Raw genomic sequence first — 17,955 nt, 5'->3', positions numbered from 1 at the left:
TTGCCGGTAGGTTTGATCGAATTTCAGCCTTTTGGGCCATATTTGTGCGTTAACTTTTTGGGTGAAGTCTGAAAAGATAGGGCAAAATCAGGTATCTTCAAGAAGAGAATTAAATATTATATGGGCAAATCGGATTTGTTGTTGGAACTGTATTCCAATTTAAGCACAACAGGGGCTGTGACATTCAGTTCAAAAACATTGGTAAAGAAAATGCTTACCCACGTTGATTTTAAAGGTGCCAAATTGATCATTGAACTAGGAGGAGGAGACGGAAGCATCACAAAAGGAATAGTTAATATGTTGGATCCTGACACTGAGTTATTGGTTTTTGAAATCAGCAAATCTTTTTGTGAGTCAATGGAAAAGCAATTTCCTCAAAAAAACGTAAGAATAATTAATGATTCCGCTGAAAATATAGGTCTTTACATAGAAGGAAAAAAAGCCGATTATGTACTATCCAGTTTGCCATTTAGTTTTTTTTCGCCCGATGTAAGGGATCAAATTCTCTCCCAGAGCAAAACAGCACTTACCCAGAGTGGATATTTTATACAGGGATGTTATTCCTATTTATTGAAGAATTTATTCAAAAAACATTTTGGGAATGTAAGCACAAGCTTTACATTAAAAAATATACCTCCGGCATTTGTGATGGTATGCAGATAAAAGGCTAGCTATGGAAGTTCTCAGATCAGCCATTTTGGATATGTTAAGGCGAAAAAAGGGTAAAACTTTTAATTCATCCGAAGTTGTCCGCCAGATGTTTCCTGAGGACTGGGAGCAATTTTTGGAAGACGTAAACGACGAGGCTAAATCACTTAGCAGGGAAGGATTGATAACTATCAGTACTGATAAGTCTGAGGTAGATTCTGACCCAGCAAATGCTCTTACTTTGGAAATATCATCCCCAAATAAACTATAATAAAATCACTGTAGTTTTCTGGCAATAAGAATTCAACTATGCATAACGAATTGAAATTGCCTTCTACTGAGCCACAAATTCCTGAGGGATTAGCTATCGTCACATTAGGAGGAGGCTGTTTTTGGTGTGTAGAAGCTATTTTTAAACTGCTGAATGGAGTGGAATTAGTTATCTCGGGATATTCAGGAGGCTTTGTAGATAATCCTACCTATGAGGAAGTTAGTAGAGGAACCACAGGCCATGCAGAGGTAATTCAGGTCTATTACGATTCTTCTATAATTAGTTTTTCACAAATTCTGGAAGTTTTTTGGGCTACTCATGATCCTACTTCTTTAAACAAACAGGGTGCAGATGAGGGTCCGCATTATAGATCTGTTATATTTTATCACAATCCAGATCAGGGGAGACTGGCACAAAGTCTTAAGAAACAAATGAATAAATCCAAGGTTTTTTACTCTCCGATTGTGACTGAAATTTCTGCCTTTAGCAACTTTTATCCGGCGGAGAATTATCACCAGAATTACTACAATCAAAATGGAGCTCAACCGTATTGCCAGCTTGTAGTCAAACCCAAGGTTGATAAACTGAAGAAATTCTTTGCAGGGCGCTTAAAATAGTATTTAGTATTTTTGTCTCGCAAAAGCCATTTGCAACTATGAAGAGAACTAGAGCACACGAATCCAGAGCAGCTATCGAGCGATTGTATATCACGATGAGGCATCTTTTTACCAGAGGCAGTTACAAGCCAATGGGAGTATCAGGAGAAAGCCTTGTCGATGCGTTACGTGTATTGAGTCCTGAGATTTATGGCTTGGTGACAGATCATGAAAAGATCGAATTGGATGGTTTACTCTACGTGATGGAGCGTCTTCCCCGAGGAATTGAAGAATGCCGTTTTGTTCGTCTGATCAGCCGGGAGGGTTATGAGACGTCAAAATTAAATGCAATTATTCCTTCCAAAAGGAAACGTAACTGCTATAGATTGGATGAAAACATCATGTATGTGGAGATGACCCGAGGTCGTTCGGATATATATGATATTTTGACACACCTGACATTTTTATACATAGAGTCAAATAAAATATACAACAACAGCACTGATCAAAAAGGTAAGATTTCTACCAATTGGCTGATGCTGGAGGAATTCGTACAGAAAGAAGCAGCGGGGGAGGACTTTGAGAAGGAAGCCGCAAGCGCCTATTTGAGTCATCTTATTGGTAGAACATACGAAGAAACTATACTGGCGATGGATAAATTTGAGAAGAGCAGCAATTCAAACAGCCTTTTTTCAATTGTTTACCATATGGGGAAACTGGCACAGGATGAAGCTACTAAACATTTGGATCGTGAAATTTCCTTTTCAACTACTTTAAGAGAACGAATCGGTCACCATGTCTATGGTGAAATGTGGGCAAGGAGAATTAAAACTGCATTGGATAAACATGATTTGCTTAGACGGCCTATTCATATCATTTCAGCTAATCTTCATTCCGTAGTTAATACGATATACGGCACCCAACTTTTAAAATTAAAGGATTACGAGTCGCTGGAAAATGTGGTGATGGATATCTCTGTCAAAGCAAAAAACAATAAAGGAGAGGCTATAGAGAAATATGCTGCGAAGCATGGTTTTATCAATTTGCCGGATGAGTCGGGAACAAACATAGGAGCTCAAATTATCGATACTGCACTTTTGGAGAAAGATGAGCTGATACCCGGAGTAAAACTTCCGCTTGATAAATTAAAGAGGCCCGTATTTGTGGTAATGGATTATGCTTTTGGTGAGCAGGCTTATGAATGCTTTGACGAGTTGCTCAAGCCGTATGATAAGGATGGTAAATCAATTCCTCTAGATGTGGTTTCCACCTCTATAATGGGCAAAGCGGGAATATTATATGGAGGTAAAGGTGATCTAATGATTCCAAATGCCCATGTGTTTGAAGGAACTGCGGATAATTACCCATTTAAAAATGAATTGAAAAAAGCAGATTTTGAAGGTTTCGGTTTAGGAGTTTATTCCGGAACTATGATTTCAGTATTGGGTACTTCACTTCAGAATAAAGACATTCTTACCTACTTTATGGAGTCTTCCTGGAATGCCATAGGGTTGGAGATGGAAGGAGCCCACTATCAGAAAGCGATACAATCTGCCTCTAAAATCAGGAGATCAATTCGATCCAATGTAAAAGTGCTTTATGCATATTATGCTTCAGATAACCCCTTAGAAACTGGGAGTACTTTGGCTTCTGGAGCTTTAGGGATGGAAGGAGTGAGGCCAACTTATTTGATTACCTATAAGATCTTGGAGAAGCTGTTTGGATAAATTTATAGGGTAGACTGTAGCCTTTAGGCTTTTTCGCCGTAATACAAAAGCTCAAAATGAAATACTATTTAGCTCAAGGCTATAGTGATGACAATTCCTTACATACGCTTGAGTTCTATTGGGATCAAAGGGATGTTCTGATAAATGGAGCATAAGTGTGAATAACCCTAAACATGAAACCAAATCTGCTGTTGAGCAGTACCTGAGTGATCAAAGAGTGAAGGGAGCAAAAGTCATATCCATTACAGGAGATGGTGTTCAGCAAGGTTGTGAATCACTCTTTTGACCGTATAATTATGAAAGTTCCAGCAAATCAAAAGGGTAAAATTATACAACTTGGATTTACTGGATCCAATCAACAACCCCCTCGAAACAACTAATTATTTAATATAATTTTGGTCCCTTAAAGTTTGGAGTGACTAATTTATAGCATTTCGCTTTTTCTCTGTGCAAATAGCCAAGGCCACAAATCAGGTTCCTTACTTACAAAATGCCAGATGTTATGACTCACATTTTCGTATTCTGTATATTTAGGAGACTTACCAGCAGCTTCCATTGCGGCTACCATATCTCTAGATCCTGATACAGGTACGTTGATGTCCTTTTCCCCATAAAAAGCCCAAACTGCCACATTATTAATCCTAGAAGCCAATTTGGGCTCTCCTTCTCCACAAACTGGAATAGCCGCAGCAAATAAATCAGGTCTCGCCGTGATAAAATGCCAAGTGCCATAATCACCACGGGATACTCCAGTGATGTATCGCCTATTTGGATCAATATTTTCTGCATCATCCAGAGATTCTATTGCTTCAAACACCAGTTGATCTACGGTAGGAACATTAGGAACACCGCCCCAGCCTGCTCCTTCAGGACAAAATGGAACCATGATATAAGCCGGGTATTGAATGCGATTTACATTTTCTGAAAGTTCCTGTGCCGCTGAGGCGTGATAGCCATTATAAGGAAGCGAAACTACAAGTGGATATGATTTGGAAGAATCCAACTGAGCAGGCAAAAGCACGAGAAACTGTAGCGTATCTCCCTGACTTCCTACAAATGTCCTTTTATCAGAAATCTCCACCAACTGATCTGCTTTTTCCTGATTCTTTCCCTCCCAATAATGTGACATATAACTATCTCTCAGAAAGGGGAAGCCACTTGCTACAAACGCTACTAGCAATAGAAATTTAAAAATCACAAATCGATTATCTATTTTTTGAGAAGCGACCTTAACCGTGCCATCCAATTCCTCCTGAAAATTCAGCACAAAAAAGACTGGGATCAATGTAGTGCTAAGGGATATCCATCGGGAAACTTGTTCTAGCATCCAAAGCGTTGAGTATTCTTTAATAGTCAAAGCATATAAGCTTAAAAACAATAAAAGGCTAATAGTGATGATGTTAAGAATACCAGCTGGTTTAAACCATTTTCGTCGGGAAGCATTAGAGAAGGTTAGGGTGAAACCAAAGACCAGTGAGGAGCATAGTAATAAAATTACTATTGTAAAGTATAAACTTTCAAGATTTCGATTTGATATCATCTTGTATAAGACAATCATCTGAACTAAGGTGAAAAAGGCAGTAAGAGATATGGCATAAAAGGCAGGTTTATAGCCTTTTTGGAAGAAATATTTACCTAGAATAGCAATAGACGATAAATAGACAATATTGGAGAGAAGGAAATAATAACCATAAACATCCAGGAAAAAAATCTGGGCTCCGATACCTATATAAGCCGCTGCATAAATAAAACCTGTAATCAGAGTCAAAATCATGGCGAAAATCCCGAAACTATAGTCACTTTTAGTCATTGCTTCTGGATTTGATTGGAACCCAAAACTCTTCCTCAGAATCCGGGTCATTATTTTTGTACTTTTCCCCCATAACAGCAAAATGCGGGCGGTGGTCCAACATAAAGCTTGACTGCGGAATCCAAGTATTCAGAATGTACTGGTACATGGCTGCTGCTTCATTTACAGTTCCTTTGAATGGAAATACAGCATATTGTCCAGACGGGATTGTCAGTATTTCCATTGATTTTGGTATTGATTCAAATTCAGAAACTTTAACCGCCGCCCATTTTTCAAAAGTGCTATTTGGATTAAACTGTTCAAAATAGGTTATACTTGGATACAATTCAACAGAATACAGATCAGAAGAGATAACATGGATGATCTCTTTTCTCCTAGGCATAAAGCTTTGCCAAAGCTCCCGGGTTCTATTGTTCATGTAACTCATTTGAAATTTACTACCGACGAGTTTGATCTCCGTTAGATGTTGAATAGTTGGATCTATCATTTGGCTCGAAGTTTATTAAATAAAAATGCCATCCTAAATTTAAGAATGGCATCTTATAAAAGAGTTGCTGTCTATTGCAAATTTGAATTGATGGGTGGCGGGCCATCAGGAATAATACCTTTGTATACGTAATCTCCCTTTTTCTCCTTGAATTCAGCTTTCACGTTTGTGACCAACTCTTCATTTTGAAATAGATCTACCATAGTCATAGATAGGGCTTTAGCTGCATAAGCCATTCCTTTATGACCTATGGACATTCCACCGGAAGCTACCACTGCCCACGAATGCCATGGCGTTCCATTAGGTGCAGTTGTTGCACTTAATCTAATGGTGGGAACTACATAGCTGACATCTCCAACGTCAGTAGATCCACCCATGGAATGTTCTTCTGTTTCCTCCATAGGTTCAATTTTAGAGACTAAACCAATCTGCGGCTTTCCAGTGCTTTCCTGAATCTTTTTAGCAAAAACCTGTTCCTCTTCCGTATAAGAGATAGCTCCCAAAGTTTCCAGATTTTTTTGCAATGCAGCTGAACCAGTTCTGTTCACTAACACCTCATGAATGCCTGAGATAAGGCTGACTTTATAGTCCACATTGGCTAGAATAGCTGCTCCTTCGGCCATTTCCTGCACACGTTCATACACTGGCATCAATCCTTCACGACTGGAATCTCTTACCCTTACCCATATTCTGCTGTAATCCGGGACTACATTGACTACCTGACCTGCGTCCTGTATGTGGTAATGAATTCTTACTGTTGGTTTGATATGCTCACGGTAGTAATTAATTCCATTAGTATATAGCTCCAAAGCATCAGATGCACTTCTACCATTCCAAGGATCAGCGGAAGCATGTGCAGCCTGACCATAGAACTCTACCTGAAAATCAACTAATGCAAGACCTTTCTGAACTGCAGCTTTGGTCTCGGCAGCAGGGTGCCAATCCATCATCACATCCACATCCTCGAAGAGACCTGCCCTGATCATCCATAGTTTGCCAAAGAACTTCTCTTCTGCAGGTGTGCCATAAAAGCGAACTGTCCCTTTGATCTTGCCTTCCTCAATCAAATCTTTAATGGTAGCGGCTGCACCCAGTGATGCCACTCCAAAAAGATTGTGACCGCAACCATGACCTGGAGCTCCATCATGCAAAGGACTTTTGGTAGGAACTGTGTTTTGCGATAGTCCAGGCAAGGCATCAAATTCGCCTAGAATTCCTATGATAGGTGATCCTGATCCGTATTCTGCAACAAAAGCTGTTGGAATTTCCGCTACGCCACGTGTGACTTTGAAGCCTAGGCTCTCAGCATAATCCGAGAGGGCTGCAGCTGACTGGATTTCCTGAAAAGCGATTTCCTCAAACGACCAGATTTTGTCACTTAGGTCGGTTAAGTCTTCAAATCGGGAATCTATGGATTGTACCACTTCGGCTTTGAGTGGGTCGGGCTTATTTTTTTTCTGTGCATAAACAGCTCCGGTCGCCAGTAGTGTGGGTATTAATAATAGATTTAAATAGTTTTTGTTCACTGTGTTAGGATTGAATAGTTGATGTTTTAAAATAAGGTTAGTTTGGGTAAAAATAACTTACCAGGCAATGCCGTAATCGTCTCCGTAATCACTACTTCCTCCCCAGAAACTTCCATGTTTCCAGTCAAACCAGATGGCATTAATGGGACCGGAAGTTTTATTCCAGAATTCCAGATGATAGCCTCTTTGCGCTAAAGATTTACGAATCCACTCTGGTGTATCGTCTCTCATAACTATTGCCCCAGGACGGATCTCATGATCGCCAAAGGAACTCTGCATCTGATAAGAATTAAAATTAGGTGCTTCGGTAGCTTCCTGAACATCCATATCGAATTCTACAATATTCAGAAAAAGCTGCAACAGATTTTGATCCTGAGAATCCCCTCCCTGCACTGCGAACGCCAATAAAGGCTTGCCGTCTTTCATAGCTAAACTTGGGGTGAGTGTAACTCTGGGTCTTTTACCAGGCTCAGGAAGATTGTAGGGGCTAATATTTTCATCCAAAACAAAACTTTGCATACGCTGGGATAGTCCCACACCTGTATTACCAGCCACTACAGCAGGAATCCATCCGCCGCTAGGAGTAACCGAAACTACCCAGCCTTCCGCATCCGCAGTTTCTACTGAAGTGGTTCCACTTTGAAAGTCAGCTATAAACTGCTCATCTAATATGCTGTTAATTTGGTCAGGTGAAAGTGAGGAGATAGCCTCATTATTTTTCCTTAAAATATCTAAGTAAGGATTATCCCCCCCTTGAAAAGGATAAGGATCGCCAGCAGCAATTTTTGGATCATTTACTTCGCCTATCAGTTTAGCACGCTCTTTAGCATATTCTTTGGAAAGCAGGCCTTCTATTGGAGAATCCACATAGGCAGGGTCTCCATAATAAAAATCCCTGTCAGCAAAAGCTAAACTCATGGCTTGGTACACAGTATGGATATAGTTTGAAGAATTATATCCCATAGACTTGAGATCAAAATTCTCTAAAATATTGAGTGACTGAAGTAAAGCGGGACCTTGCGTCCACTCCTGAAGTTTATATACATCTATTCCTTTGTAATTCACATGCAGAGGTTCTTCGATTTTCACCTTCCAATTGGCTAAGTCAGCTTCTGTAAAAAGCCCACCTTGCTCTCTGGTACCCCTGACTATTTCTTTTGCAATATCACCTTTGTAAAATCTATCATAGGCAGCATAAATAGCTTCTTTTCTGGATTTCCCAGATGCCAATGCTTCTTTTTCAGTAGCTACCAATTTAGATAGCATTTGGTATAAATCTTCCTGAACAAAGATTTCACCTGCTTCAGGAGCTTCTCTCTCTTCTCCGAGATGCGGCAGAAATATTTTTTTGGAATAAGGCCATTCCTTGATTCTTTCCTTTTGAGCTTCCATAGCATTTGCTGTCTGCGCTTCGATCGCATATCCCTGGGCGAGTTGTAAGGAAGGTTGCAGAATTTGCTCTAGGCTCATAGTGCCATATTCTGCCAGCATAGTCATGATTCCTCCAGGAGTGCCTGGAGTAGTAGCCGCCAATGGTCCATATTGTGGGGGGTAGTCCATTCCCTGTGATTTGTAAAATTCCACTGTGGCACCCGAAGGTGCATAACCTAGCGCATTGATGGCAATTACTTTTTTTGTGTGGGGATTATAGATTAAAGCCTGTGTTTCTCCACCCCATGACAAAACATCCCACATGGTAGAACTTGCAGCGATCATAGCGCAAGCTGCATCGACAGCATTTCCTCCCTGCTGAAAAATAGCAGCACCCGCGGTTGCTCCAAGTGGCTTTCCTGTGATGGCTACCCAGTTCTTGCCATGTAAAATTGGTTTGTTGTTTGGAGTAGTTCCTGCTCCTAAACCCGGGAGTCCTTGGCCGTGTACATATAGGGTGATGAGGCAAAGGGCAATTGAATAAATTATCTTCATTAGTAATCAGTAAGTTTTTCTTTGATTGTCTTCCAAAAGTTGGGTCATGATGGGTTTAAAATTTGGATATTGGGAATTGTAGTGCGTAAAAAGCTTAAAAAGCGTACTTGGGTCTTTTATCGAAAGTTCGTTGGAATTCACATACTCTTTCATTTCTTCCTCTTTATCACCAAAAATGGCAAATAGCTTTTTCCGGTTTGAAGGCACTTCTATCACATCTTTCCCTACGAGATAATAATATATATTTCGCTTAATAATTTGGTGATTTCTATTTCCCATCATCAAAGCGGTATTGTAGTTAGATTCTTTGAAAATCGCCATCGTTCTTCTCATCAGTGGTAATTCCCCATCTACTAAAATTTCAAAAAAACCTGAAATTGGCGATCCCTCATCCAGAAAATCCATTCCATTTACAAAATACCTAGGAACCATATACATAGAGTCAACCCAAACTAAATTTTGGACACGGAGCCCTGGCATGGTAGTTACCTGGGAACTTTCAGGCGCTATCACCTCAAAGAGATTTGAAGTGATGTTAAACCGGACTCTGTAGCCTTCCAGCAGTTTTTGATCTCTGTATAAGAGGAGGGAAGCAGTATTCCATTTACTATCCAAATAGTTGTTGCCTTCCACTTTTGTGGCTTCCGGAGGAATACCATAAATCATGTTTCCCCCAATCATATTTGGCCTTTCATTGAATAAGCGGGTAATATTAGTCGCCCTGATTGTCTGCTGTAGCGCGGCCCCAGTTCCTGATGCCCCTTTTTTTACGAGATAAATTGATCCTAAATCCAAGTCTTTTTTTAGATCTATCGGCTGTTCGTAGGTAGTATAGCCCTCATAGTTAATGGCTAGGGTGTATTTCTCTTTAGATATATTTTCGAAGTTAAAATAACCTCCTCCTGTGGAGAGACTTCCGAAAGCTGTTCCTTTCAAAGTGACACTGGCTCCGTCCACAAATTCCTGAGTTTCCGCGTCAAGTATCCTTCCCTTAAGCTCAAATGTCTGGGCAGATGAATAATTAATATTGCTAAAAAATACTACGAAAAAATAGCAGAAAGATGTTCGAGTAAGGTTTTTAAGCATAAAACAGAATGGATTTATTCGATGTGAATGAAATATAACTTAAAAGATGGATTGAAACCAGTCCGAATTGCCTTGAATTGACAAAATGGTGATTTTACTACATTCTTAAAATCCAACTATTTGTGTTTCTGTACAATTAGGGGCTATATTTGGCAAGACGAAAAAGTCTCGTCTGCTTTTTACAATTCTTCACTCACCTCATTTTGGACTTCTCATCATTTAATTTCGAAACCTCGCTTCAGGAAGGACTGGACGCAATGGGTTTTGAAAAACCAACTCCAATCCAGGAAATGGCCATTCCGGTCATAATGGAAAATAAGGATCTCATCGCTTGTGCCCAGACGGGTACCGGTAAGACAGCGGCATTTATACTTCCCATTTTAAATAAGATTAGCAAACAAGGGTCGAGTACGCTTAATACTCTTATTCTTGCGCCTACACGTGAACTTGCTATTCAGATCGATCAGCAAATACAAGGTTTTGCTTATTTCTTAGGAATAAGCTCTATTCCCATTTATGGAGGGGGAGACGGAATAGTCTGGGAGCAACAGAAGAAGGCATTGGAAACGGGTGCCGAAATTATTGTTGCCACTCCAGGTCGTCTTATTGCTCTCCTCGCTGGAGGAAAAATCAATCTTTCTACGTTGGAGCATTTGATTCTGGATGAAGCCGACCGAATGATGGATATGGGATTTTCAGATGATATTCTGAAGATTGTCAATTACCTCCCAAAGGATAGACAAACAGTACTGTTCTCTGCTACTATGCCTCCTAAAATCCGGCAGTTCAGTATGAAATTTTTGAATAATCCTGCAGAAATTTCGATAGCCATTGGCAAGACTGCTGAGGGAGTGACGCAATCTATGTATTCTGTATATGATACGCAGAAAGAGGAATTGGTCAGAAATATTCTTTCTCAGAAAGCTTATGAAGCAGTCATCATATTTGCTTCTACCAAGGATAAGGTAAAGTCGCTTTTTAAAGTATTAAGAAAGCAATTTGAAATCGAAGCTTTTCACTCAGACCTAGAGCAGGTAGAGCGTGAGAAGATTATGTCTGCCTTCAAAAATAAATCTGTTAAAATCCTAATCGGAACAGATATTATCTCTCGTGGTATTGATGTAGTAGGGATAGAATTGGTGATCAACTACGATACGCCTTCTGACCCGGAAGATTATGTTCACAGAGTCGGACGAACTGCCCGTGCGGATGCAAAAGGAGAAGCTATAACTTTCGTAAACCCTAAGGATCAATATAAATTTGACAATATTGAAAAGTTGATTGGGATGAAAATCACCCAAAACACACTTCCTGAAGGATTTGAGGAGGGCCCAATATACACTGGATCGGCCCAAAAAGGCAGGTCTGAAAAAGGTTCAAACAAAAAATCAGGATTCAGTAAAAACAAAAAGTCGAACTCTAGTGGTAAAAGAAAGCCTTTTCCAAAAAGAGAAAATTCAAAAGCCACCACGGAGAATAAAGAGGTAGTTCAAGCTAAACCAGAGGAGGTAAAAAAGCCCGCAAAACCTAAGGTTTCCCCAGACGCTAAAGATCAAAAGCCAAGTAAATTCGGTGCTAGAAAAAATGTCATAGACCCGGATTGATTGATCTAAATGTGGTTGATAATTTCAAGTACTTCAATTAAATTGAAGTACTTTTTATTTTTAAACCTATTAGTGATGCAATACATAAGACTCAAGTCGAGGGGCTCGTCCGTGGCATTTTTACAGGAGCTATTGGCAAAAATTGGATATGAAATACCTTCATCAGGCTATTTTGGAATTGAAACGGAAACTGCCGTAAAAGATTTCCAGAAGAAAAATCAGCTTGTGGTAGATGGTGAGGTGGGAGTGAAAACCTGGACGTTGTTATTTGACAAAACTAAGCCAGCCAACTCTTTAGGTGATAAGTTCCTTAGCGAGGAAGACCTTATTGATTTTGCTGATAAATATCAAGTGGAATTGGCAGCTGTAAAAGCTGTGAATGAAGTAGAAAGTTCTGGAAAAGGTTTTTTGGTTGATGGCAGACCAAAGATACTATTTGAAGGCCATGTCTTTTGGAAGGAACTGATCTCAAGATCTATAAAGCCAGATGAGTTTGCCAATTCATCCAACCAAACTGTTTTATATAAGGATGCTACCCACAAAAACTATTTGGGAGGTCCTAAAGAATATGAACGCCTGGAGAAGGCAGCTACAATTTCTTCCGATCCTAAATTCCGTGAGGCAGCATTAGCTTCGGCATCTTGGGGAAGTTATCAGGTAATGGGCTTCCATGCCGTATCCTTAGGATATTCATCAGTTCAACAGTTTGTGGCTGAAATGAATAAGCATGAAAGAGATCATTTGGAGGCATTCGGTCGTTATATATTGAAAAATCGTTGTTTGGTCCATTTGCAGAATAAGAGCTGGTCAAAATTTGCGAAATGTTATAACGGTGCCGGATATGCCAAGAATAAATATGACGAAAAGTTGGCTAAGGCGTATTTAAAATTTTCAACACAAAAATAATTTATGGTGCTTAATGAATTCATACGACTTTTTGAGCGTGATACAGAGAAATTGAAACTGGAAATCAACTCCTATTCAAAAGAGGAAAATTTGTGGAAAGTGGCACATAATATCACTAACTCGGCGGGAAACCTTTGTCTGCATTTGGTTGGTAATATGTCTCATTTCGTAGGGAAAGAAATTGGAGGCTTCGACTACATTAGGGATCGTGAGTTTGAATTTGCAGGGAAGGATGTCCCCAGATCAGAGTTGGTCGCTAGCATAGAAAAACTTCAAAACATTGTGATAGCAAGTCTAGAAGGTTTAGATGAAAACATGCTTCAAAAAGATTACCCGCTGGAGGTATTTGGTTATAAAATGAGTTATAGTTTCTTTTTGATTCACTTATTTGGTCATTTCAGTTATCATTTAGGACAGGTGAATTACCACAGAAGATTACTTGATATTTAGAGGTAGAAAAGCTTTTAAAGTAAAAAGTCCCACATATACGGGACTTTTTATAGTTTAGGAAACTTTCAATCCTAGTAAAGAACTCTAAAGCGAATCGTGCCCGGAATATGTTTTAGGGTATCGATTGCCTCACTGGAATATGCTTTGTCAATATCTGTAATGACATATCCGATTTTCTCATTTGTCTTAAGATATTGACCTACGATATTAATTTTAAAGTTTGCAAGAATCTGATTAATCTTAGCCAGAACTCCGGGCTCATTCTGGTGAATATGGATAAGCCTATGTGCATTTTGAAGAAATGGCAGTTGAATATTTGGGAAATTTACTGAGTTGTAGGTATTGCCCGTATTGATATACTCCATGATTTTTCCAGGAACAAACCTTGCAATATTTTCCTGTGCTTCCAATGTGCTACCTCCAATATGAGGAGTCAAAATGGTATTTGGTAGACCAATCAACTCAGATACAAACGGCTCAGTATTGTTTTTGGGTTCCTCTGGAAATACATCCACTGCACAACCCGCTATTCGACCTGAAAGAATGGCGTCACGAAGAGCTGGGATTTCCACCACATGACCACGGCTGAGATTGAGGAGGTAGGAGCCAGGCTTCATCAATTCGATTTTTTCTCTGCTCAGGATATTTTTATTGTCCTTTCTACCATCTACGTGAAGTGAAATAATATCACAAGTGCTTAATAGCTCATCCAAGGAATCTACCTTAGTAGCATTTCCCAAAGCTAATTTCTCGATCACATCGTAATAGAACACATTGAGTCCCATGCTTTCAGCGAGAACTGATAGCTGAGCGCCAATATTACCATAGCCGATGATACCCAATTTTTTTCCTCTGATTTCAAAACTTCCCGATGCGGACTTATCCCATTTGCTATCGTGCATGGATACAGTCTTATCAGCAAAATTTCTCATCAGAAAGATGATTTCAGCAATGGCCATTTCCACGACAGATCTAGTATTGCTGAAAGGCGCATTGAAAACAGCTATACCTTTTTCCTGGCACGCTTCCAAATCGATCTGATTGGTTCCGATACAAAATGCACCTACAGCAATCAACCGGTTTGCATTTTCCAATACTTTACGGGTAATGTTAGTTTTGGAGCGAATGCCGATGATGGATACATTTTTGATTTTTTCGCAGAGTTCTTCCTCGGACATCGCTGAGCTAATTACTTCTACTTCATAGCCTTCTTCTTTGAGTAGCTCAACACCGATTTGGTGGACATTTTCAAGGAGTAATACCTTGATTCTGCTTTTTGGATAAGAGAATTTCGTATTCAAGTTGTTGACGTATAGGATTTCATCCAGACTTGGCGCAATATGGTCAGCCTCTCTGGTTACTTTTGGACGGTTTACATTTTCAGTAAATGCATAAAACTTATTTGCCAAGCCGGATTTTTTGATTTCATAATCAGTATAACCATCTCCGATAACATATATTTCACCTTCCAGATTGATTTTTTTAATAGTTTCCGCTTTACCGTTATTCTGCGAAAGTGGATTTTCACGATTGAAATCTATGATATTATCTGCATCGTCGTACACAAATTCATTTGCGAAAACATTGTCTTGAAGGATGCCATAATCCGCTACTATAGGAATGATAAAATCCTTAAAACCATTGGAAACTATGTAAATGTTTGAAGAATTGTCCTGAAGAAATTCTTTGTTACGCTCAAATGATTTTGAAACTTTTTTCTTCAAGGCAGCGATTAAGTCAGCAATTTGGGATTTGTTTGCCTTTAGGATAGCTATTCGTTGAATTAGGCTGTCACGGAAGGTTAAATTGCCTTCCATTCCCTTGTCGGTGATATCCTTGATCGCTTTAAGTTTTGTCTCCCGCTCGGGATCGTTCAGTAAGCTGATTTCGCCGAGAATATCGAGGGCTTCAACTTGAGTGAATGTACTGTCAAAATCAATAATAAACTTGGTCGGATGAGGCATGTGCAGGGTCAATAGGTTAATTAGGTTGCAAAATTACAGGATTGTTAAAAAAATTGAAGTTTTATTGAAAGAATTGTTTCAATTCTTTTTCGCAATCGATCTTTTTGCAATTAACAGCCGAAATAGACGGGAATTTCGAATTAGGATTAGTTTGCCAAAGATTCACACATTGCTTTTACTCTATGATTCTTACACGTATTTTTGGGAAGAAATATAAAGAGCTATGAAAAAATCCTATGCAGTTATACTCACTTTAGCAGTAGCATTTTGCGCAGCTTGTCAAAATCAAAAGACTGATTCAGTAGATCATGAGAAAGCTTCAACCGAAGCTGTTACGGATACCATTCCCGGAAACTACGGCGCTATGGTAGAACCAGATGGTGTAGTTTCTCCTTCTCAGATGATTTCAATAATAGAAAAGGATGGGAATTTTGAAGGAAAAATCACCGGAGAGATAAAGGAAGTTTGTACCAAAAAGGGCTGTTGGCTAACAATGGATCTTCCCAATGGAGAAACGATGCGCGTTACATTTAAAGATTATGAATTTTTTGTGCCTACGACTTCTCAGGGATATCCTGTGATTTTGGATGGAGTCGCGATTTTGACGGAAACGGATGTGGAAACACTTAGACATTACGCTGAGGACGGAGGAATGAGTAAGGAGGATGTGGAGAAGATTACAGAGCCTAAGCGTGAGATTACATTTGAGGCGGTGGGAGTGAAAATTCAAGACAAAGCGTAATATGCCGATAGCTCTTGATAACCTGCGTGTAGGCAGAAAATATCAACTCGTGAATATGGGCGAGGTCAGGAAGTTGGAGATTATTGCCCGGTTGAGAGGTGCAAACTTTAAAGTAAAGGATCTCGATACGCTGGAACTTTATACCATAGAGGAACTATTACAATGGGGAATAGGAAAAGACTATGATATCGATGAAATATTTCGATAGCAGTTTTTCTTTAAGTCAAATATATTTCTTCAATATCAGCAGGGTAAGACATTATTAGAATGAGTAATAAAAATACAGCTAAAGCAATTTTAGGAGCGAAATGCCCTCAGTGTCATGAAGGGGATTTATTCTCTGTGCCTGTAAATAGTTACCGAAAATTATCAGATGTCAATAAATCATGCTCCGTTTGTGGAGCTAATTTTCATGCAGAACCTGATTTTTTCTACGGAGCAATGTATGTGAGTTATGCTTTTTCTGTTGCTTTGGTTATAGCTACGATGGTTGCTTTGAATGTGTTAATGGAAAGACCTGAGCTTTGGATGTACCTAACCACGGTAGCAGTATCAAACGTAATTTTATTACCATTAATGCTTCGCTATTCCAAAGTTCTGTACTTATACAATGTAGGTAAGTTGAAATATAGAGGTTACTGATTTTTTAGATATTTCTTAGGTGATAAAATAATCATCATAAGACAAATTGAAACCAGCAATAAAAAAAACAACGCCGGTAATCCCCCGATAACCGACAGTATACGGACTCCATCGATACCAGAATAAGTTATCATAGTCCAAGACAAAAAGCCTATCAACGCTCCCCAAATTACTTTAAGATTGGTATCAGAGCGAAAGGGATCAGCATCCTGTTTTTTCATACTGATACTTGCCAAAGCATCTGTGCTAGAATCAGCAGCGGTCACATATGATATAAAAATCCCAAGGATGAAAAGCTGAGCAAATAGTTTGAAATACCCCATGTCCTCAAATACTTTGTAAATGATTGATTCTGGACCGGAATTTTCAAAGAGGTTCTTGTAAACCTGAGAATCGGCAGATGCAAAGTCGAGAGTAGTTCCCCCAAAGATTCCCATCCAGATCAGACAAAAAAGTGCAGGAAGAAACCAGTTAACCAATAGGAATTCCCGGACTGTTCTTCCTATGGCTATTTTCCCTAGAAACAGGGCTGTCATCGGAGCCCAAGCCATCCACATAGCAAAATTGAATGTGGACCAATCGTACGTCCAACTATTACCTGCTCCGCTTAGCTGCAAGCTTAGATCAGTGAAATTTGAAAAGTATTCTCTGAATCCTGTAAAAACAGAATTTCCTATTTTCGACTTATCGCCGAAGATCACAAAGAGAATCGCAATCAGAAAAAAGAAGCTCAAGTTGAATAGGGACAGGTTTTTTATACCTTTCTCTATACCTGTAGATGCCGAAATAATGAATGTGATCAGAATTCCCAATGTGACCAGAGCAGTAAGAAAAGTTGGATTGAAATCAGGAAAAAAAGCCAGAAATCCTCCAGAAAGGCTTAGAATACCTGCACCAAGGGCAGCGGCCATTCCCGTGACTAATGCAAATAAGCTCAACATGTCCAATCCAGTCTCCCAAAACCTGTGTGGTGAATTACCAATCACGGGGCTCAGCATGATGCCAAGACTGAATCTATTCTTACCTGAATAATACATCAGGGCAAAAACTAACGCTGGTAAAGCATAAATGGCATAAGGTGTAAATCCCCAGTGAAAATATAAAGCACCTAAAGCAAATGATTTAGCTTTCTCTGAATTTGGTTCAAAACCTTTAAAATCTGGAGGGAAGAGGAAGTGGGACAGAGGTTCTGCACTTCCCCAAAACAAGATTCCCACGGCAATGGTTGTGCATAATACGATAGCGAACCAGCTTATTCTATTCAGCCTTGGTACGGATGAAGGTCCACCAATCTTATAATTTCCAAGAGGGGAAAAAAAGGCGGTAATCACCAATAAGGTCATCGCAAAAGAAACCCAACTAAAGCCAATGGAAAAATTTCTAAGTATACTTTGTTGGATATTTCTGATTGACTCAATAAATGATTCCGGAAAAAAAATGCTGGTCACTACTGCAACTATTAAGAGTATAAACGGTGGCCAAAATACCCAAGTGCGGATATTGAATTGAAAAAAAACGGATTTGCTCTTCATATGAAATTAAGATACCTGATTTTATGGAAGCCCAAAAA

At 39.4% G+C, this 17,955-nt stretch carries 18 protein-coding genes; 11 read left to right on the top strand and 7 right to left on the bottom strand.

Going from position 1 to position 17,955, the window contains the following annotated elements; all coding sequences use genetic code 11:
• Window positions 1-120 precede the first annotated feature (120 nt).
• The 5 genes from AACZ73_RS20455 to AACZ73_RS20435 all read left to right on the top strand — a co-directional run bounded on the left by AACZ73_RS20455 (window position 121) and on the right by AACZ73_RS20435 (window position 3,528).
• The gene (locus AACZ73_RS20455) at window positions 121-663 is read left to right on the top strand and encodes a methyltransferase domain-containing protein (protein WP_339880699.1); all 543 of its coding nucleotides are present in this window, start codon (window positions 121-123) and stop codon (window positions 661-663) included.
• Window positions 664-673: 10 nt separating this feature from the next.
• Window positions 674-919: a DUF3253 domain-containing protein gene (locus AACZ73_RS20450; RefSeq protein ID WP_339880698.1), complete on the top strand. Its 246-nt coding sequence runs from the start codon at window positions 674-676 to the stop codon at window positions 917-919.
• 38 nt (window positions 920-957) lie between these two features.
• Window positions 958-1,536, top strand: coding sequence for a peptide-methionine (S)-S-oxide reductase MsrA (gene msrA, locus AACZ73_RS20445; protein ID WP_339880697.1), 579 nt, complete (start codon window positions 958-960; stop codon window positions 1,534-1,536).
• A 38-nt stretch (window positions 1,537-1,574) separates the two neighbouring features.
• Entirely contained in the window at window positions 1,575-3,242 is a 1,668-nt protein-coding gene (locus AACZ73_RS20440; protein WP_339880696.1) for a hypothetical protein, read from the top strand.
• Between the two features lie 157 nt (window positions 3,243-3,399).
• Entirely contained in the window at window positions 3,400-3,528 is a 129-nt protein-coding gene (locus AACZ73_RS20435) for a hypothetical protein (protein WP_339880695.1), read from the top strand.
• 138 nt (window positions 3,529-3,666) lie between these two features.
• Here AACZ73_RS20435 and AACZ73_RS20430 read toward each other — a convergent pair whose 3' ends face one another.
• The 5 genes from AACZ73_RS20430 to AACZ73_RS20410 form a co-directional block, all read right to left on the bottom strand.
• Window positions 3,667-5,052: a hypothetical protein gene (locus AACZ73_RS20430; RefSeq protein WP_339880694.1), complete on the bottom strand. Its 1,386-nt coding sequence runs from the start codon at window positions 5,050-5,052 to the stop codon at window positions 3,667-3,669.
• Window positions 5,045-5,539, bottom strand: a complete 495-nt coding sequence (locus AACZ73_RS20425; RefSeq protein WP_339880693.1) for a GyrI-like domain-containing protein — start codon at window positions 5,537-5,539, stop codon at window positions 5,045-5,047. Before AACZ73_RS20425 ends, AACZ73_RS20430 begins: the two co-directional genes overlap by 8 nt.
• Window positions 5,540-5,610: 71 nt before the next feature.
• Window positions 5,611-7,065, bottom strand: a complete 1,455-nt coding sequence (locus AACZ73_RS20420) for an amidohydrolase (RefSeq protein ID WP_339880692.1) — start codon at window positions 7,063-7,065, stop codon at window positions 5,611-5,613.
• A gap of 57 nt (window positions 7,066-7,122) precedes the next feature.
• Window positions 7,123-8,991 (bottom strand): gamma-glutamyltransferase, encoded by a 1,869-nt coding sequence (locus AACZ73_RS20415; protein ID WP_339880691.1) that lies wholly within the window; start codon window positions 8,989-8,991, stop codon window positions 7,123-7,125.
• Between the two features lie 6 nt (window positions 8,992-8,997).
• Window positions 8,998-10,077: a carboxypeptidase-like regulatory domain-containing protein gene (locus tag AACZ73_RS20410; protein ID WP_339880690.1), complete on the bottom strand. Its 1,080-nt coding sequence runs from the start codon at window positions 10,075-10,077 to the stop codon at window positions 8,998-9,000.
• A 203-nt stretch (window positions 10,078-10,280) separates the two neighbouring features.
• Here AACZ73_RS20410 and AACZ73_RS20405 point away from each other — a divergent pair, with 203 nt between their 5' ends.
• The 3 genes from AACZ73_RS20405 (at window position 10,281) to AACZ73_RS20395 (ending at window position 13,037) form a co-directional block, all read left to right on the top strand.
• A complete protein-coding gene (locus AACZ73_RS20405) occupies window positions 10,281-11,681 on the top strand; it encodes a DEAD/DEAH box helicase (RefSeq protein ID WP_339880689.1) in 1,401 nt (466 codons plus the stop codon).
• 75 nt (window positions 11,682-11,756) lie between these two features.
• Window positions 11,757-12,587 (top strand): N-acetylmuramidase family protein, encoded by an 831-nt coding sequence (locus tag AACZ73_RS20400; RefSeq protein WP_339880688.1) that lies wholly within the window; start codon window positions 11,757-11,759, stop codon window positions 12,585-12,587.
• A gap of 3 nt (window positions 12,588-12,590) precedes the next feature.
• Window positions 12,591-13,037 (top strand): DUF1572 family protein, encoded by a 447-nt coding sequence (locus AACZ73_RS20395; protein WP_339880687.1) that lies wholly within the window; start codon window positions 12,591-12,593, stop codon window positions 13,035-13,037.
• 71 nt (window positions 13,038-13,108) lie between these two features.
• Here the strand turns inward: AACZ73_RS20395 and serA are convergent, their stop codons facing one another.
• Window positions 13,109-15,001, bottom strand: a complete 1,893-nt coding sequence (serA, locus tag AACZ73_RS20390) for a phosphoglycerate dehydrogenase (protein WP_339880686.1) — start codon at window positions 14,999-15,001, stop codon at window positions 13,109-13,111.
• Between the two features lie 223 nt (window positions 15,002-15,224).
• Between serA and AACZ73_RS20385 the strand changes: the two genes are divergently transcribed.
• Genes AACZ73_RS20385 through AACZ73_RS20375 form a run of 3 tightly spaced genes read left to right on the top strand, consistent with a single transcriptional unit; the run spans window position 15,225 to window position 16,385 of the window.
• Window positions 15,225-15,743 (top strand): DUF4920 domain-containing protein, encoded by a 519-nt coding sequence (locus AACZ73_RS20385; protein WP_339880685.1) that lies wholly within the window; start codon window positions 15,225-15,227, stop codon window positions 15,741-15,743.
• A gap of 1 nt (window position 15,744) precedes the next feature.
• Window positions 15,745-15,951 (top strand): hypothetical protein, encoded by a 207-nt coding sequence (locus tag AACZ73_RS20380; RefSeq protein WP_339880684.1) that lies wholly within the window; start codon window positions 15,745-15,747, stop codon window positions 15,949-15,951.
• A gap of 59 nt (window positions 15,952-16,010) precedes the next feature.
• Window positions 16,011-16,385 (top strand): DUF983 domain-containing protein, encoded by a 375-nt coding sequence (locus tag AACZ73_RS20375; RefSeq protein WP_339880683.1) that lies wholly within the window; start codon window positions 16,011-16,013, stop codon window positions 16,383-16,385.
• Here AACZ73_RS20375 and AACZ73_RS20370 read toward each other — a convergent pair.
• Window positions 16,379-17,917, bottom strand: coding sequence for a BCCT family transporter (locus AACZ73_RS20370; protein ID WP_339880682.1), 1,539 nt, complete (start codon window positions 17,915-17,917; stop codon window positions 16,379-16,381). The genes AACZ73_RS20375 and AACZ73_RS20370 overlap by 7 nt on opposite strands.
• Between the last annotated feature and the right edge of the window lie 38 nt (window positions 17,918-17,955).

Origin of the sequence: uncultured Algoriphagus sp., assembly GCF_963974835.1 — a bacterium.
Lineage (GTDB): Bacteria > Bacteroidota > Bacteroidia > Cytophagales > Cyclobacteriaceae > Algoriphagus.
Note: the sequence above shows the minus strand (reverse complement) of the source record. Positions and strands in the feature narration are given on the sequence as shown.

Coding starts and splice junctions, on each gene's coding strand:
- AACZ73_RS20455 (WP_339880699.1), top strand. CDS start 121: ATGGGCAAATCGGATTTGTTGTTGGAACTGTATTCCAATTTAAGCACA.
- AACZ73_RS20450 (WP_339880698.1), top strand. CDS start 674: ATGGAAGTTCTCAGATCAGCCATTTTGGATATGTTAAGGCGAAAAAAG.
- msrA (WP_339880697.1), top strand. CDS start 958: ATGCATAACGAATTGAAATTGCCTTCTACTGAGCCACAAATTCCTGAG.
- AACZ73_RS20440 (WP_339880696.1), top strand. CDS start 1,575: ATGAAGAGAACTAGAGCACACGAATCCAGAGCAGCTATCGAGCGATTG.
- AACZ73_RS20430 (WP_339880694.1), bottom strand. CDS start 5,052: ATGACTAAAAGTGACTATAGTTTCGGGATTTTCGCCATGATTTTGACT.
- AACZ73_RS20425 (WP_339880693.1), bottom strand. CDS start 5,539: ATGATAGATCCAACTATTCAACATCTAACGGAGATCAAACTCGTCGGT.
- AACZ73_RS20415 (WP_339880691.1), bottom strand. CDS start 8,991: ATGAAGATAATTTATTCAATTGCCCTTTGCCTCATCACCCTATATGTA.
- AACZ73_RS20410 (WP_339880690.1), bottom strand. CDS start 10,077: ATGCTTAAAAACCTTACTCGAACATCTTTCTGCTATTTTTTCGTAGTA.
- AACZ73_RS20400 (WP_339880688.1), top strand. CDS start 11,757: ATGCAATACATAAGACTCAAGTCGAGGGGCTCGTCCGTGGCATTTTTA.
- AACZ73_RS20395 (WP_339880687.1), top strand. CDS start 12,591: ATGGTGCTTAATGAATTCATACGACTTTTTGAGCGTGATACAGAGAAA.
- serA (WP_339880686.1), bottom strand. CDS start 15,001: ATGCCTCATCCGACCAAGTTTATTATTGATTTTGACAGTACATTCACT.
- AACZ73_RS20385 (WP_339880685.1), top strand. CDS start 15,225: ATGAAAAAATCCTATGCAGTTATACTCACTTTAGCAGTAGCATTTTGC.
- AACZ73_RS20380 (WP_339880684.1), top strand. CDS start 15,745: ATGCCGATAGCTCTTGATAACCTGCGTGTAGGCAGAAAATATCAACTC.
- AACZ73_RS20375 (WP_339880683.1), top strand. CDS start 16,011: ATGAGTAATAAAAATACAGCTAAAGCAATTTTAGGAGCGAAATGCCCT.
- AACZ73_RS20370 (WP_339880682.1), bottom strand. CDS start 17,917: ATGAAGAGCAAATCCGTTTTTTTTCAATTCAATATCCGCACTTGGGTA.